Origin of the sequence: Epilithonimonas sp. JDS (genome assembly GCF_021261315.1) — a bacterium.
Taxonomy (GTDB): domain Bacteria; phylum Bacteroidota; class Bacteroidia; order Flavobacteriales; family Weeksellaceae; genus Epilithonimonas.
The window spans coordinates 272445-288884 of record NZ_JAJSAX010000002.1; the positions used below are offsets into that span (position 1 = coordinate 272445).

Annotated in this window: 13 protein-coding genes and 1 riboswitch; of the genes, 7 read left to right on the plus strand and 6 right to left on the minus strand. The window is 38.9% G+C overall.

Annotated features, from left to right (window positions below; genetic code table 11):
• Positions 1 to 75: 75 nt before the first annotated feature.
• Positions 76 to 2928 carry a TonB-dependent receptor gene (locus tag LUD75_RS08000; RefSeq protein ID WP_232705160.1) on the minus strand — a complete coding sequence of 951 codons (2853 nt, stop codon included), beginning with the start codon at positions 2926 to 2928 and terminating at the stop codon, positions 76 to 78.
• A gap of 100 nt (positions 2929 to 3028) precedes the next feature.
• Positions 3029 to 3130, minus strand: a riboswitch (SAM riboswitch).
• A gap of 150 nt (positions 3131 to 3280) precedes the next feature.
• Here LUD75_RS08000 and LUD75_RS08005 point away from each other — a divergent pair.
• The 4 genes from LUD75_RS08005 (at position 3281) to LUD75_RS08020 (ending at position 7200) form a co-directional block, all read left to right on the plus strand.
• Entirely contained in the window at positions 3281 to 4015 is a 735-nt protein-coding gene (locus LUD75_RS08005; protein ID WP_232705161.1) for a DUF72 domain-containing protein, read from the plus strand.
• Positions 4015 to 4710, plus strand: a complete 696-nt coding sequence (locus LUD75_RS08010) for an NAD-dependent deacylase (protein WP_232705162.1) — start codon at positions 4015 to 4017, stop codon at positions 4708 to 4710. Before LUD75_RS08005 ends, LUD75_RS08010 begins: the two co-directional genes overlap by 1 nt.
• Positions 4710 to 6221, plus strand: coding sequence for a carbon-nitrogen hydrolase family protein (locus tag LUD75_RS08015; protein ID WP_232705163.1), 1512 nt, complete (start codon positions 4710 to 4712; stop codon positions 6219 to 6221). The genes LUD75_RS08010 and LUD75_RS08015 overlap by 1 nt, the downstream gene beginning before the upstream one ends.
• A gap of 178 nt (positions 6222 to 6399) precedes the next feature.
• Positions 6400 to 7200 carry a DUF4197 domain-containing protein gene (locus LUD75_RS08020; RefSeq protein WP_232705164.1) on the plus strand — a complete coding sequence of 267 codons (801 nt, stop codon included), beginning with the start codon at positions 6400 to 6402 and terminating at the stop codon, positions 7198 to 7200.
• 138 nt (positions 7201 to 7338) lie between these two features.
• Here the strand turns inward: LUD75_RS08020 and LUD75_RS08025 are convergent, their stop codons facing one another.
• The gene (locus LUD75_RS08025) at positions 7339 to 7992 is read right to left on the minus strand and encodes a CoA transferase subunit B (protein WP_232705165.1); all 654 of its coding nucleotides are present in this window, start codon (positions 7990 to 7992) and stop codon (positions 7339 to 7341) included.
• Between the two features lie 87 nt (positions 7993 to 8079).
• Here LUD75_RS08025 and LUD75_RS08030 point away from each other — a divergent pair, with 87 nt between their 5' ends.
• Both LUD75_RS08030 and LUD75_RS08035 read left to right on the plus strand, forming a co-directional pair.
• Positions 8080 to 9867 (plus strand): ABC transporter ATP-binding protein, encoded by a 1788-nt coding sequence (locus LUD75_RS08030; protein WP_232705166.1) that lies wholly within the window; start codon positions 8080 to 8082, stop codon positions 9865 to 9867.
• Positions 9868 to 9951: 84 nt separating this feature from the next.
• Complete coding sequence (locus LUD75_RS08035; RefSeq protein ID WP_232705167.1) at positions 9952 to 10464, plus strand: hypothetical protein; 513 nt, start codon at positions 9952 to 9954, stop codon at positions 10462 to 10464.
• Between the two features lie 36 nt (positions 10465 to 10500).
• Here LUD75_RS08035 and LUD75_RS08040 read toward each other — a convergent pair whose 3' ends face one another.
• From LUD75_RS08040 to LUD75_RS08050, 3 genes are all read right to left on the minus strand, one after another.
• Entirely contained in the window at positions 10501 to 11202 is a 702-nt protein-coding gene (locus LUD75_RS08040) for a CoA transferase subunit A (RefSeq protein ID WP_232705168.1), read from the minus strand.
• A gap of 338 nt (positions 11203 to 11540) precedes the next feature.
• Complete coding sequence (locus LUD75_RS08045; RefSeq protein WP_232705169.1) at positions 11541 to 11942, minus strand: hypothetical protein; 402 nt, start codon at positions 11940 to 11942, stop codon at positions 11541 to 11543.
• A 171-nt stretch (positions 11943 to 12113) separates the two neighbouring features.
• Complete coding sequence (locus LUD75_RS08050; protein WP_232705170.1) at positions 12114 to 12299, minus strand: hypothetical protein; 186 nt, start codon at positions 12297 to 12299, stop codon at positions 12114 to 12116.
• A 127-nt stretch (positions 12300 to 12426) separates the two neighbouring features.
• On the opposite strand from LUD75_RS08050, the gene map reads away from it, so the two are divergent.
• Positions 12427 to 13191 (plus strand): type I methionyl aminopeptidase, encoded by a 765-nt coding sequence (gene map, locus LUD75_RS08055; RefSeq protein ID WP_232705171.1) that lies wholly within the window; start codon positions 12427 to 12429, stop codon positions 13189 to 13191.
• Between the two features lie 95 nt (positions 13192 to 13286).
• Here map and uvrA read toward each other — a convergent pair whose 3' ends face one another.
• Positions 13287 to 16115, minus strand: a complete 2829-nt coding sequence (uvrA, locus tag LUD75_RS08060; protein ID WP_232705172.1) for an excinuclease ABC subunit UvrA — start codon at positions 16113 to 16115, stop codon at positions 13287 to 13289.
• Positions 16116 to 16440 lie beyond the last annotated feature (325 nt).

Here is a 16440-nt window from a genome sequence, read left to right on the forward strand (position 1 = left end):
AAAAATAAAAAACGGCACCGGAAAAATCCCGATGCCGTTTCAAAACAAATATAAAACCTTAAAAAAATCGTCTGATTAAAATGATACCGTCAGTCTGCTGAACACATATCTTCCATTCTGTCCAAACTGAGAAGTCGAACGGGAATAGATAAACTGGTCATTATTGGTAGAAGCCGTAACGTTTTTGGTCGGATAAATATCAAATAAGTTATTGGTTCCAACCGTCAAGTTGAAATTTTTGCTGATGTTGTAACCTACAGACAAATCTGTCACGATTTTATCAGAAATCAATTGGTGCTCGTTTAGCAAAGCTACACCATCACCATTCAGGTCAACGCTGTCAGCACCGTGAACTCTGCCGTAATAAGTGTTTCTCAGATAGAAAACGAAATCATTCCACGTTAAACTGTGAGACAAACTCGCTTTTACTTTCGGAACTGAATCTTCTAAATAAATTCTGGATTTCTCCGAGAAATAGGTATTTTCCAATCCTGCATTTTTCAACAAATCAGAAGCGTGGATATCGCCAACTTTCTGAGTCTTGTTGAAGTTGATCGCAAAATCATTGTTGAATCTGAAGCTTTCCTTTTTGTAAGAATGGCTGATCACGACATCCAAACCTTTTGTTTCTGTGTCAATAGAGTTTGCAAAAAACTGAGCAGCGTTCACATTATTTCTGTCCAATTCATCTCTCACCGCCTGCAAGTTCGGGTTTGTTGTTATCTGTGCATCTGTAGGTCTTGCAAATTGATCCGTCAACACAATTCTGTCATCGATTCTGATGAAATAAGCATCTGCTGTAATATTCAAATTCAATGATGGGATTTTATAGGTAAAACCAGTGCTAACAGATTTTGAAGTTTCCTGTTTCAGCTTATTAATTCCCAAACCTCTCGCAACCGCAGAATCGTTGCTAAAAGTTCCTACCTCTACCAAAGTCGGCTGAGGATTGGGATTTTCCGGAGTTGCAGGAAGGGTTGTGAATAATGTTGAAGTTGTGTTATAGTAAATCTGATGAATCGATGGTGCTCGGAAACCTGTGGAGCCTGCGAAACGGAAATTAAGATCGCTTGAAAGTTTAATTCTGGATGCCAATTTGTAATTGAACGTTGATCCAAAATCAGAATAATCCTCATAACGTACTGCTGCATCTACCAAAAGCCAGTTGGTAAAGTTGAATTCTACATCAGCATATCCGGCATACGCATTTCTGTTTCTGTTGGTTGCATTCTCTGCTCTGAAACCTGAAAATACCTGAGAACTTCCTGCTAATTGAGCTCCAAAGAAATCGGTTGGCTTCAAAGAGCTTGGCGTTGTAGGCGTCTGCGGGTTTCCATTGATATCATAAGCCGTGTAAGACGCTTCTTCTCCCGGATTGATTTTGAAATTCTCGTGACGCTGCTCTGCTCCGAAAGCCACGTTAACCCCTTCCAAAAGGTCAAACGATTTGCTGAAATCCAGGTTAACTGTGTTCTGCAAAAACTGCAATCCACCTGCTTTGAACGTATTTGGAGAATTAAATCTCAAACTTGTATTGCCTGTATTTTCAATCGTGTAATCAAAACTGTTTTGTCCGAAAGTATTACTGAAATCTACATTCCAGCCATCCCATTTTCCTTTGATCCCCGCAGATAAAGAAACATCCTGAATTTTGGTATGAATCTCCGGAAGATAACCGTCAATGTTGAGTCCTGTAAATGTCCTTGCCTGATTTGGTCGTCTGTAAAAACCGCCGGAAGCGCCATCTCTGATGGAATAGCCGCCGAAAGTATAAACTTTCCAGTCATCATCCAATGGTACTTCTGCGTTCAGGAAGAGCTGGTGGTTATTCAGTTTGGACTGTCCGACCTGCATGTTGAAGTCATTTCTGGTCTGTCCTCTGTAAGCAAGTTCATTATCGGTCACATTTGCGCCCAGCAAAGCTTGCAAAGCGGTAATCGTTGACGCACCCTGAATATTAGATTGTAATGTCGTATTATTAGCCTGAGCAATTGAATTAAAATAACTTACACCCTGAGAATATTGATGGATAAGGTTTACAAATTCCTGTTCGCCTGGTGTTCCTTTCAAATTCCCGATATTATTAAAATAAGAAGAAAGATTCACGCCATTTTCCGCAGCTCTTTTCTCAATCGCATTGTAGGCGTTGTAGATACTTCCACTTTCCGTTCCCGCTCTTCTGGTAGGATCACGGAATTGGGAAGACCAGGTTAGGTTGTAAAAACCACCTTTGCTTCCAATCTTATTTCCGTAATTTAAATCCAACTGATACTGCTGACCGTCGTAGTTTCCTGTGTGATCCTTAGCTGCATTAGTCAAATAGCCTCCGTAGTTCAATTGTCCTGTTAATCTTCCTGTATCTCTTTTCAATTGAAGATTCATCACACCTGCGATAGCGTCAGAACCATATTGAGCTGATGCACCGTCTCTCAAAACCTCGATTCTGGAAAGTGCAAATGCCGGAATTGCATTAAGGTCAGTTCCAACAGTTCCTCTTCCCGGCGCACCATTCACATTAACTAATGCAGAAGTGTGTCTTCGTTTTCCATTAACCAAAACCAAAGTCTGATCTGGCCCCAAACCTCTCAGCTGAGCAGGATCTGAATGATCCGACCCATCTGCATTGGTCTGAATCGTAGATGTAAAAGAAGGTGCAATGGTATTAAGGATTTGATTGATGTTGGTTTGCGGCAAAGTCTGCTGAATGTCCTTCAGATTGAAAACATCTACCGGCACCGGACTGTCTGCTTTTGATCTTCCGCCACTTCTGGATCCCACAAGGACCACTTCTTCAATTTGTTTGTCTGATGCAGAATCCTTCACAGGTTTTATTTCCTGAGCCTGTGCAAATGTAATCCCGGAAAAGAAAATCACCGCTGCTGTGAGCGCAATCCCTTTCCCTGAATTAATAATAGTTACTTTGTTCATATATTCTAAATTTTACGTTTTATAAATAAAAAAACTTCTCCCAGACAAGTCCGGAAGAAGTTATATAAGGATACGTTTGGTCCAATAATAAAAACTTTTAAACTTATCTTTCCTTTTTTCAAAGGCTGAATGCAACACCTTTCCTTTCGGCAGGTTGTTAAGACGTCAATAGGTCAGTTCCCTCGGTCTTTCTTAATAAGTATGACAGCAATTCGTAATCACAGCGCAAAAGTAGGGTCTTCGGTTTAATCCATCCAAATTTATTTCATACTAATTTGGTATGATAAATATCATATTGATTTTAATCCACTGATATAATGCGGATTGGCATAAAAATTAATCAATAGTAAATATGAAAACTACAGAGACAAATTTCCATATCGGCTGTTCCGGATTTTACAATGCATACTGGAAAGGCTCACTTTATCCGGCTTATTCACAGAACAAAGATTTCCTGAAACTCTATTCTCAGACTTTTGATATTGTGGAAATTAACAGCACATTTTACAGAAAACCCACTGTGAAAACACTTCAGAAATGGGTAGATGAAACGCCGGATGATTTTAAATTTTTTATTAAAATTCCAAAAACTATTTCTCATCAAAAACCTTTTGAAAATAAAAAAGAAGAGATATTAGCATTCTGTAATTACATCAAAACAAATCTTGGAAAGAAGTTGGCTGGCTTTTTATTTCAGTTCCCGCCGTCGTTTCACAAAACGTCAGAGAATTTGATTTGGCTTAATGAAAATCTTCCTGATGATTTTTTAATTGTTGTAGAATTTCGTCATAATTCCTGGTGGAGTGACGATGTTTTAAAAATATTCAAAAATAAAAAATGGATATTCAGCGGAACTAGTTTTCCGAGCAATCTTCCTGAGGACATCATTGTCACAAATCCAAACGTAGGATATTATCGCCTCCACGGGAAACCGACTCTTTACAAATCGCCTTACTCAGAAGAATTTTTAAATGATCTTGCTGGAAAGATTAAGAAAACAAAAAAGGAATACTACATTATGTTCAACAATACTTGGGGAACAGCTGCGGTGGAAAATTCATTATATTTAAAGAAAATTTTAAAATGATGAAAAAGAAATTAGTGGTGCTCTCAGGCGCAGGCATTTCAGCGGAAAGCGGCATCAAAACATTTCGTGATTCCAACGGACTTTGGGAAAACCACCGTGTTGAGGATGTAGCTTCGCCCGAAGGTTTTGCAAAAAATCCGAAGTTAGTTTTAGATTTTTATAATGCCAGAAGGAAACAACTGAAGGATGTAGAACCCAATGCGGCTCACAAATTGCTTGCAGAACTGGAGGATTTCTTTGATGTCCACATCATCACGCAGAATGTGGACGACCTTCACGAGCGAGGCGGATCCACCAACATCATTCATCTTCACGGCGAACTCAAGAAAGCTAGAGCGGTCGATAATGAAAATGACATTTTGGATTGGGAAGAAGATATTCATTTAGGCGATCTTCATACGGATGGCTCGCAACTTCGCCCTCACATTGTCTGGTTTGGCGAAATGGTTCCAGAGATGGACAATGCGATTGAGATTGCTTCACAAGCCGATTTATTTTTGGTCATTGGAACGTCAATGCAGGTTTATCCTGCGGCTTCTGTCGTAAGATATGTTCCAGGTCATTGCGAAGTTTTTGTGATCGATCCAAACCTCGAAAATCCAAATTCATTCACCCGAAATGAGAATTATTTCAAAGCCTCGGCAACGGAAGGAATGAAAAAACTAAAACAAATATTAATAGAAAAGTATCAGTAATGCAGGTAGAAATTAGAAAATTAACCGTTGATGATTATGATGAACTGGCAGAAGCCATGCAAAAAGCCTATCCGGAAATTGATGACAACGTGTGGAGCAAAAGGAACATTCAAAAGCTGACTTCCATTTTTGCAGAGGGACAAATCTGCATTATCGTGGATGGAAAACTGGCCGCCGCTGCATTATCCATCGTTGTGAATTACGAACTCTACAGCGATCAGCATACTTACAACGAGATTACCGGCAATGAATCTTTCAATACGCACAGTAACATCGGCAATGTACTCTATGGCATCGAAGTGTTTGTAGATCCTGATTTCAGAGCATTGAGACTTGGCCGAAGATTGTATGATGCCAGAAAAGAACTCTGTGAAATCCTGAATTTAAAATCAATCATCGTTGGTGGAAGAATTCCCAATTATCATCTGTACAGCTCGGAATTGACACCGCGAGAATACATCACAAAAGTCAGAAACAAAGAAATTTTTGATCCGGTTTTAAGTTTCCAGATCGGCAATAATTTCTCTCCGGTTAAAATCCTGAAAGGTTATTTGAAAGGCGACACAGAATCCGAAGAGTATGCGGTACTTCTGCAATGGAACAACATCTACTACACAGCGAAGAAAAATACAATGCAGGACAGCGTGATTCGTCTTGGGCTGATCCAATGGCAGATGCGACCTTTGAAAGATATTGAAGAGTTTTACAAGCAAGTTGAGTTTTTCGTAGATGCTGTTGCAGGTTATCAATCAGATTTCTGTCTGTTTCCGGAACTCTTCAACACACCTCTACTCGCCCCTTTCAATCATCTGAATGAAAGAGAATCAATGGAAAAACTATCTGAACTTACGGAAGAAATCAAAGAAAAAATATCCGAAATGGCGATCAGTTACAACGTGAATATCATCTCCGGAAGTATGCCGATTTTCGAAGACGGAAAACTTTACAACGTGAGTTATCTGCTTCACAGAGACGGAAAAATTGACGAGTACAGAAAAATCCACATCACACCGAACGAAAAGAAATATTACGGAATGACTGGCGGCAACGAGATCAAAGTTTTTGACACAGACTGCGGAAAAATTGGTGTCATCATCTGCTATGATGTGGAGTTTCCGGAACTACCAAGATTACTGGCAGATCAGGGAATGAAAATTCTTTTTGTGCCTTACCTAACAGATACACAGAATGCTTACACTCGCGTTCGCCATTGCGCGGCGGCAAGAGCCATCGAAAATGAGTGTTATGTTGCGATTGCAGGCTGCGTTGGGAATTTGCCAGGCGTGAACAATATGGACATTCAATACGGTCAAGCGACGGTTTTCACGCCTTCGGATTTTGCGTTTCCGTCCAATGCCATCAAAGGTGAAGCGACGCCTAATACGGAAATGACCATCATTGTAGATGTTGATTTGAACTTATTAAAAGAGCTTCATTACAACGGTGCCGTGAAAACTTTGACCGACAGAAGACAGGATTTGTACGATGTCATATTGAGAAATCAGAATTGATATTTTAATAATTTGGGCAGCTATTTCCGCCTTCCGTTCCCTCCCGATTTTACATCGGGATCCACTCAAGTCGGGCTGCGGGATTCTACAAAAAAACAACATTTGTAAAAATTAGTTTGAGAGCCACATTTAACAATGCATCAAATTAATCATCTAAATTTGTATAAAATTATAAATAATGAAAAAAACGATTTTCTTAGCTGCCGGCTTATTATTTTCAATCTCTGCTCAGGCACAAATCAACGATATATTCAAAGTGGTAAAAGATAAAACCGGCGTAGATCTTAGTACTGTGAAGACAAAAACTTCCACTAATTCTACAACGACAACAACCACGACGACTCCAAATTCAAATATCAATCTAGGCAATTTGACTTCCTCTCAAATCTCTTCAGGACTGAAAGAAGCTTTGAATCTGGGCGTAAAAGAAGGCGTTCAAAAACTTGGCGTAACCGATGGTTTCTTTAAAAATGAAACCGTAAAAATATTAATGCCGGAACAACTTAGAAAAATTGATACTACGTTGAGAACTTTCGGTTTGGGAAGTTTGGCTGATCAAGGTGTTAAACTCTTGAACAGAGCGGCAGAAGATGCCGTGACACAAGCCACTCCGATCTTTGCAAATGCGATAACATCAATGACAATTACAGATGCGAAAAACATTCTTTTGGGAAGCAATAATGCAGCGACAACTTATCTTCAGAACAAAACTCAGACACAATTATTTACAGCTTTTCAGCCAAAAGTACAGGCATCACTTAGCAAAGTGGGCGCTGACACCGTCTGGAAAAATATGATCTCAAAATACAACACCTTCACAGGACAATCTGTAACCACAGATCTTAACGCTTATGTCACGAATGAAGCCATCAACGGCGTTTTCAAAATGGTAGCTGAGAAAGAAACCGGAATCAGAAACAATGCAGCGTTGAGAACAACATCGCTTTTGGAAAAAGTTTTTGGAGCGGTTAAAAAATAAAATTAGAATTTAGAATTTAGACTTTAGACTTTAGACTTTAGACTTTAGACTTTAGACTTTAGACTTTAGACAAAATTAAAGTCGCAAAGTGGAAACTCTGCGACTTTTTTAATATTTTAATTTTTTATCCTTTAATTTTCAGAACTGCATTTCCGGAATCTCGCCTTCGATAATCAAATTAGCTTCTGTTGCTTTGATAATATCTTCCACAGAAATTCCTGGCGCTCTTTCCAGAAGTTTGAAACCTTTGTCGGTCACTTCCAAAACAGCTAATTCTGTGACTACCTTTTTGACACAATTCACACCTGTCAATGGCAACGTGCAATGCTTTAAAATCTTGGATTCTCCAGCTTTGTTCACGTGCATCATTGCGACGATGATATTTTCTGCCGAGGCCACCAGATCCATTGCGCCACCCATTCCTTTCACCATTTTGCCTGGGATTTTCCAGTTGGCAATATCGCCGTTTTCGGAAACTTCCATCGCGCCCAGAATTGTAAGGTCAACTTTTTGACTTCTAATCATCCCAAAACTGAAAGCCGAATCAAAAAAAGAACCGCCTGGCAGAATCGTGATGGTTTGTTTTCCCGCATTGATAAGGTCTGCATCTTCTTCGCCTTCGAACGGAAAAGGTCCCATTCCTAGAACGCCATTTTCACTTTGAAATTCTACGGAAAGATTGTCTGGGACGTAGTTTGCTACCAATGTCGGAATCCCGATTCCGAGGTTTACGTAGTAGCCGTCTTTCACTTCTTTGGAGATGCGCTGTGCGATTTGTTCTTTGGTCAACATAGTAAAAACTTATTACTGCAATATATATAAAATTAGGTTTACAGAGAAATGCTTCAGATTTATATCAGTAATTTTGCACCAATTATTATGAAGACATTATTACATTATCTCAAACCTCACAAATGGTTGTTGATCACTTCCCTAATTTTAGCAACTATCAATCAGGTTTTTTCTTTGTTTGCGCCCGCTATCACAGGAAATATTCTTGACCAACTGGTCACACATCCCAACTTTTTCGATAAAGAAAAATTAATGCCCAGAAACCTCAATCAATTTCTATATGGAAATGATATTTTCCACGGTGCATTTTATTTCCTTGGATTATTGATTGGAACAGCGATGATAAGCCGTATTGCCAAGGCTTTTCAGGATTACGTCGTGAGTGTGATTACGCAGAAATTTGGGGCGAATATTTTCACGGACGGTCTGCAACACTCGATGGCGTTGCCTTATCAGGAATTTGAAGACCAAAGAAGCGGCGAGACTTTATCGATTTTGACTAAGGTAAGAGAAGATTCAGTGAAGTTTATTACCAATTTCATCAATATTTTCTTTGGAATTTTAGTCAGTATTATTTTCGTTTCCGTTTATGCGATTCGTTTGCATTGGTCGATAATGCCGGTTTATGTCGTTGGAATATTTCTCATTGCTTTTATCACAAATCTTTTAAGCAAAAGAATTAAAAATATTCAAAAAACAATTGTCACTGAAACCACGAGTTTGGCTGGAAGCACAACGGAAAGTTTGAGAAATATCGAAATTGTAAAAAGTTTAGGCTTAACAAAACAAGAAGTTAAACGTCTGAATAACAACACTTATAAAATCCTCGGACTTGAATTAAAGAAAGTAAAAAGCATCCGTTCATTAAGTTTCATTCAGGGAACAATGGTGAATTTTCTTCAGCAATTGATTACCTTGACACTTTTATATTTGATTTTCAGAAACATTGTGACGCCCGGACAATATCTGTCATTAATGTTCTACGGATTCTTTATTTTCGGGCCGATGCAGGAAATTGGAAACATCATCATTTCTTATCGTGAAGCCGAAGCCTCCCTGAAAAACTTCGATAACCTGATGAAAAAACCTGTCGAAGAAAAACCTTTGACACCAAAACAAATTGGTGCGATTGAGGAACTGGAATTCAAGCACGTCTCTTTCAAGCATCAATCGGCGCAATACAAGGCTTTGAACAATATTTCATTTGATGTGAAAAATGGCGAAACGATTGCGTTTGTCGGACCAAGTGGTTCTGGGAAAAGTACGTTGGTGAAACTTCTGGTGGGACTTTACCGCGCTCAGGAAGGGAATATTTTTTATAATGAAATCAACGGAAAAGAGTTCGATTTTGATGAATTGAGAAATCAAATCGGTTTTGTGACCCAAGACACGCAACTTTTCGCTGGAACCATTCGGGAAAATCTTCTCTTCGTAAATCCCGACGCCACAGAATCTGATATCCAAATGGCTTTGAAAAAATCAAGTTGTACAGGCTTATTGGAACGCGCCGAAAAAGGAATCGAAACCGTCATCGGCGAAGGTGGATTGAAATTAAGTGGTGGTGAAAAACAGAGAATTGCCATTGCAAGAGCCTTGTTGAGAAAACCACATCTTTTGATTTTTGATGAAGCCACTTCTGCATTGGACAGCATCACGGAAGAGGAAATCACAACCACCATCAAAGATATTTCTGAACAAAAGGAACAAATCACCGTTCTCATCGCCCACCGATTGAGCACCATAATGCACGCCGACAGAATCTACGTTTTGGAACGCGGACAAGTCATTGAAATGGGTTCACACGACAATCTGATTGCCGAAAAAGGTTTGTACTATGCGATGTGGAGACAGCAGATTGGGGAGAGGAAAAGTTGAAATTCAATTTTATGAAATTTTTGAATAATTTTAATTTGAAATTGAGTATATTTATTAGTTGTTATATCCAAAATAACACTGCAGATGGAGAAAAAAAACTTAGAGGTTACAGATTTAATAATCGAAGGAAATCAATATTCCAGTGAAAATAATAAAAAATATGCACACGGAGAATTTTACAGTGATGCTACAACAGAATTTTTAGCTTGGATTTCAAAAGTTGAAAATTACATTTACACAAATTTTGACGAAAATAGTGGACCTTATAAAATGATACAATCCGCAGATAAATCAAAATTTAGTGGATACTATTTAACTCAATTTGATAGAGAACTTTTAAAATTCAAAGGTGCTATAAAGTCTTGCGAATCATTAAAACCAAACAAATCAAAAAATGAAAATCAAATTTTAAGTCTTATTAGAAATCCTTTTTTTTGGACAACATTAGTAATATTAATTAGTGGTGCTTACAAATTGGGATTTGACAATGGAAACTCAAAATTTGATATTGAAAAACAAGAGTTTAATGAAAAAAATAAAGTTCTGAGAGATAGTATAAATATCTTAAAGTCAAAAACCAACAAAATTAAAAAGTAATTTAATATCGCAATTATTAAATTGCAATTTTCGTGGTTAACCTCTCTTCCTCACAGTCCTCTGCTCTATCCTTTTCTCATAATTCTCGCCCTGGAAAATCCTTTGAACCATAATTCCGGGAATGTGGATTTCGTTCGGGTTCAGTTGTCCTGGTTCTACCAACTCTTCCACTTCTGCAATGGTGATTTTTCCGGCGCCTGCCATTGGGAAATTAAAATTACGGGCTGAACCTTTGAAAATCAAGTTTCCTGCGTGGTCGCCTTTCCAGGCTTTTACGATGGAGAATTCTGCTTTGTAGGCGTGTTCCAAAATGTGCGGTTTTCCATCAAAATCTTTGACTTCTTTGCCTTCCGCCACTTCTGTCCCGAAACCTGCAGGCGTGTAGAATGCGGGAATCCCAGCTTGTGCTGACCTGCATTTTTCGGCAAGCGTTCCTTGTGGTGTGAGTTCAACTTCCAATTCTCCGGAAAGCATTTGGCGCTCGAATTCTGCGTTTTCGCCAACGTAGGACGAAATCATTTTTTTGATTTGTTTTTTCTGCAAAAGCAATCCCAATCCGAAGTCATCAACGCCGGCATTGTTGGAAATGCAGGTCAAATCCGTCACGTTTTTGTTGACCAATTCTGTAATGCAATTCTCAGGAATTCCGCAAAGTCCGAATCCGCCGAGCATTATCGTCATTCCGCTTTCTATATCTTTTACCGCTTCTTGGGCGTTTTTCACTCTTTTATCAATCATAAAATTGAGTTTTTGTCTTTCAGTTTCTTAGTTCATAAATATAAAAAAATCCGCTTTAGTAGAGGATAGAAAATAGAGAAAAGATTAAAGAGTTGCAATTCATCTTCTTACAATTAACCACCCCGTCAAAAATTCTTTGAATTTTTACCACCCCTCCAATGGAGGAGAATTTTCAATACTTCGTAAATGTTTCAACTTGGCGAAGCGCGACCCGGCTTGAACGGATCCCGATGAAAAATCGGGAGGGAGTGGAGGACGGATAAAGGCGCCCAAATAATTCACAAAAAAAAGCCATATACAGGGTTGCATATGACTTTCTTTAATAACAATTTAAACATTTATCTATTATCTATCGTGACGCTCACAGGCATCACATAAGTCGTAGCCATCATATTTTGGTTCAGCTTGTTGACGTCTACTTTGTAAAGCAGATTGGCCAAAACGTTTTCCAATTCTTTGCTTACATTTTTGCAGTCGCCGTTGGCGCGGATATTTGTGATTTTTCCGTTCTCAGCGAGACTGAATCTGACGTCTGAATTGATAACGCCTTCCTTATATTCCGATTTTGTAAAGTCGAAATTATCTCTCACTAGATTCCTAAGTTCCCCAAAAGCATCGCCGGAGCGAAGCACTACTTCCTGTATATTTTTCTCAGATTCCTGAGCCTGAGCCACACTGAACAAACCTGCCAATACAAATATTGATAATGCAACCATTTTGCTAATCATTTTCATTTCCATAATCAATTGATTTTGAGTTAATATTTATCTTATCTAATGACAAAGTTACAACATTTTAATATTCCGTTCATATTAAATTAACATTGAAAGTGAAAAATTAACATTGGGATTTAAAAAAAAATTCCAAGAGAAGTGAATCTCCTGGAATTTCAACTTTTATTTTTTGAAAACTTATTTACGTTGTCCTGGTGCAAAAGGTCTCGCCGACTTGGTTCCGAAAACCTTTTTAGCTTGTCCTGGTGGCATTGGCTTTGCGCCTCTAGGATGTGATGGTCTTGGTGGCCTTGGTGGCGCCACACAAGATGACAGACTTAGTAAAAATATACCGGTTGCCAGATAAATCTTAATTGATTTCATAATTCATTTTTTTTGATGATTGACAAAATTGATACCAAATTGTAGAATGGCGTAAGTCTGTGCTGAAATTTGTTTTTCTAAATCTATATCAATAAATTTGATTTTTACTGAATTAAAAAAAATCATTATGTCCATCACCAACGAGTCAGAATTAATCGGAATGCAGAAAGCCAGCGAGGCTGTAGCTTATGCTTTGAAGGAAATGCGAAACTTTGCCAAAGCAGGAATCTCGACAAAGGAATTGGATGATTTTGGCGGAAAAATCCTTGAAGAAATGGGCGCCAAATCTGCTCCGTATCTGACATACGGATTTCCTGGTTACACTTGCATCAGCGTGAATAATGAATTCTGCCACGGGATTCCGTCCGAGGAAACGATTCTAAAAGAAGGCGATTTGATTAACATTGATGTTTCTGCGGAATTGGACGGCTATTGGTCAGACAATGGCGGTTCTTTTGTGATTGGCGAAGACATCAACCACCATCAAAAACTGATTGACGTTTCCAAAGAAATCCTGCAAAAAGCAATTGCAAATATCAAAGGTGGCGTGAAAATCTCGGACATTGGTCATCTGATGGAAACCGAAGCCAAAAAACGCGGTTACAAAGTCATCAAAAACCTGACTGGACACGGCGTTGGCAGAAGCCTGCACGAGGAACCACACGAGATTGCCAATTACCGCGACCGATTCAATACCCAAAGATTCAAGAAGAATTCTGTGGTAGCGATTGAGACCTTCATTTCCACAACTTCCACGATTGCGGACACTCAAAAAGATGGCTGGACAATGGTTGGAAACAAAGGCGGTTTTATGGCGCAACACGAACATACGATTGTCGTGACAGACGGAAAACCAATGATTTTGACCGAGGCGAATGGGATTTATAATTAAGAAAATCAAACAAAAATGTCACTCCAAATGGAATGACATTTTTTATTTATTATAAAGTCTAACTTCTAAAATCTAAGCTCTAACTTCTAATCAAGTTACATTTCCTTTTTCAAAAACTTCGCCGTCAAACTTTTCTTGGATTTGATAATCTGCTCAGGCGTTCCTTCCGCAATGATTTGTCCGCCGTGTTTTCCACCTTCCGGACCAACATCGATGATGTGGTCAGCCAATTTGATAACATCCATATTATGCTCGATAATGATGAAGGAATTTCCTAATTCAACTAATTGATTGATGGCTTCCATCAAGACTTTTACATCTTCAAAATGAAGTCCGGTTGTTGGCTCATCTAATATATAAAGCGTGTTTCCGGTTTGTCTTTTGGAAAGTTCCGTCGCCAATTTTACACGTTGCGCTTCTCCTCCACTCAAAGTTGTGGATTGCTGACCGATTGTGATGTAACCCAAACCAACATCCTGCAAAGTTTTCACTCTGATGTAGATTTTCGGAATCGGCTGGAAGAATTCTACCGCTTCATTGATGGTCATTTCCAGAACATCAGAAATCGATTTTCCTTTGTAACGAACCTCTAAAGTTTCGCGGTTGAAACGTTTCCCGTGGCAGGTTTCGCAATGCACGTAAACATCGGGCAGGAAATTCATTTCAATGACTTTTAAACCGCCACCTTGGCAAGTTTCGCAACGTCCGCCTTTCACATTGAAAGAGAATCTTCCTGCTTTATAACCACGGATTTTACTCTCTGGTAATTCGGCAAAAAGGTTACGAATGTCCGTAAACATTCCCGTGTAAGTTGCTGGATTTGAACGTGGTGTTCTACCAATCGGGCTTTGGTCAACATCTACGATTTTGTCGATATTATCAATCCCATCGATGCTTTTGTAAGGCAAAGGTTCCTGAATCGCTCTGTAAAAATGACGGTTCAGGATTGGATAAAGCGTTCCATTAATCAAAGACGATTTTCCACTTCCGGAAATCCCCGAAACGACAACCAATTTTCCTAATGGAATTTCGAGGTTTACATTTTTAAGGTTGTTTCCAGTTGCGCCTTTCAGAACAATTGATTTTCCGTTTCCGGCTCTTCGTTCTGCAGGAATTTCGATTTTTCGTTTTCCAGTCAAATAATCTGCTGTGATTGTCTTGGCTTTTTTGATGTCTTTCGGATGACCTTGCCAAAGGATTTCACCACCGAATTTTCCCGCTCTCGGACCAATATCCAAAACGTGGTCAGCTTCGAGAATCATATCTTTATCGTGCTCTACCACTAAAACCGAATTCCCGATGTCACGAAGATGTTTCAGGGAATTAATCAATCTTTCGTTGTCTCTTTGATGAAGACCAATTGACGGTTCATCCAAAATATAAAGAACATTCACGAGTTGAGAACCAATTTGCGTCGCCAAGCGGATTCGCTGAGATTCACCTCCAGAAAGGGTTTTCGAGCTTCTGCTGAGACTCAGATAATCCAAACCGACATCCAGAAGAAATTGCAATCTTGTTTCGATTTCTCTAAGGATTTCGTACGCGATGATTTTATTTTTTTCGCTGAAAGTATCTTTTACATCGGCCAGCCATTCTTTCAAATCTAATAAAGAAAGGCCGTTGATTTCCGCAATATTTTTTCCATCAATCTTGAAACTCAAACTTTCCTGACGAAGACGCGCACCTTTACAAGTCGGACAAACTTCTTCTGTTGTGAAATTTCTTTCCACCAAAACAGCATCATAATTTTCACGTTCGTCCACAATCTCTTCAAGAATATGAACCAAACCTTCGAAGTTGATTTTAATTTTTTTCGAGATTCCGGCGTGTTTCAGTTCTTTCGTAATATCCTTATTATGACCGTGATAGATGTATTCCAAAGCTTCTTTCGGAATATCTTTAAACGGTGTTGTCAAACTCAAATCGAAAACTTCCAGGATTAATTTAATCTGAGAAAGAATCCATTTGTTGGATTTGATTTGTTCTAAAGGCAATAATGCACCTTGATTGATTGACAATTTATCATTTTCGACAAAATAGTCGGTGTTCACTTTTTTAACCGTTCCGAGACCTTTACAAGTTTCGCAACTTCCTTTCGGCGAGTTGAATGAGAACGTATTCGGTTCCGGCAAAGCCATTGAATCTCCCGTGATATCGTCCATCAAATTCTTACTAAAAAAATGGATTTCTTCACTTCCCATTTCCTGAATCGCAATCAAACCTTCGCCCATATCGGAAGCGGTTTTCAGAGACTTCTGCATTCTAAGCTCAGTCGCCGATTCTCCGATAATCCATCGGTCAACGACAACTTCCACGTCGTGGGTTTTGTAACGGTCGAGTTTCAAATCATATTCAATGTCTTGAAGAACGCCATCAATTCTGGCTTGAGAATAACCTTTTTTGGAAAGATGAATGAACAATTCGTGGTAATGTCCTTTTCTGGAACGCACAACCGGCGCCATCAGATAGACTTTTTTCCCTTTGAAGTTTTCCTTGATGGTCTCAAGAATCTGGTCTTCCGTGTAACTCACCAAACGTTTCCCAGAGCTCATTGAATAAGCATCGGAAACCCTTGCGAACAACAGTCTCAGATAATCGTAAAGTTCGGTAATGGTTCCAACGGTTGAACGTGGATTTTTGTTGGTCGTTTTTTGTTCGATGGCGATTACTGGAGAAAGTCCTTCAATCTTGTCAACATCCGGACGTTCTAATCCGCCAAGAAACTGCCTTGCATACGCAGAAAATGTCTCGATGTAACGCCTTTGCCCTTCTGCAAAAATCGTATCAAATGCGAGGGAAGATTTTCCGCTCCCGGAAAGTCCTGTGATGACCACCAATTCGTTGCGTGGGATTTTGACGGTGATGTTCTTGAGGTTGTGTTCTCTAGCACCGTATATTTCGATAAATTCCTGATTATCTTTCATTTATAGATATTCATTTCTTTTTTAAAGGTCAAATGGAATCGCTAATTTTAAATATTTTTTTCACTTTTAATGACAGCGATTTCATTGAAAAGTCCAATTCTGGGAAAACGCAAATTTACGGAATTTAACTTGTTTTTGAATCATTGCAGAGTACCAAGTTTTGTTAAATTAGTAAGGTTTGAAAAATCTCAGGTGAAAAACTTTGAGCTTAATATTCAACACAAAGACACAGGAAAAAATCCGTTGAAAATAGTTTAAGGCACAAGAAAATTAAAGATTTTCATTTTAAAGCATTTTGATATATAATTTGTGCCTTTGTGAAGTA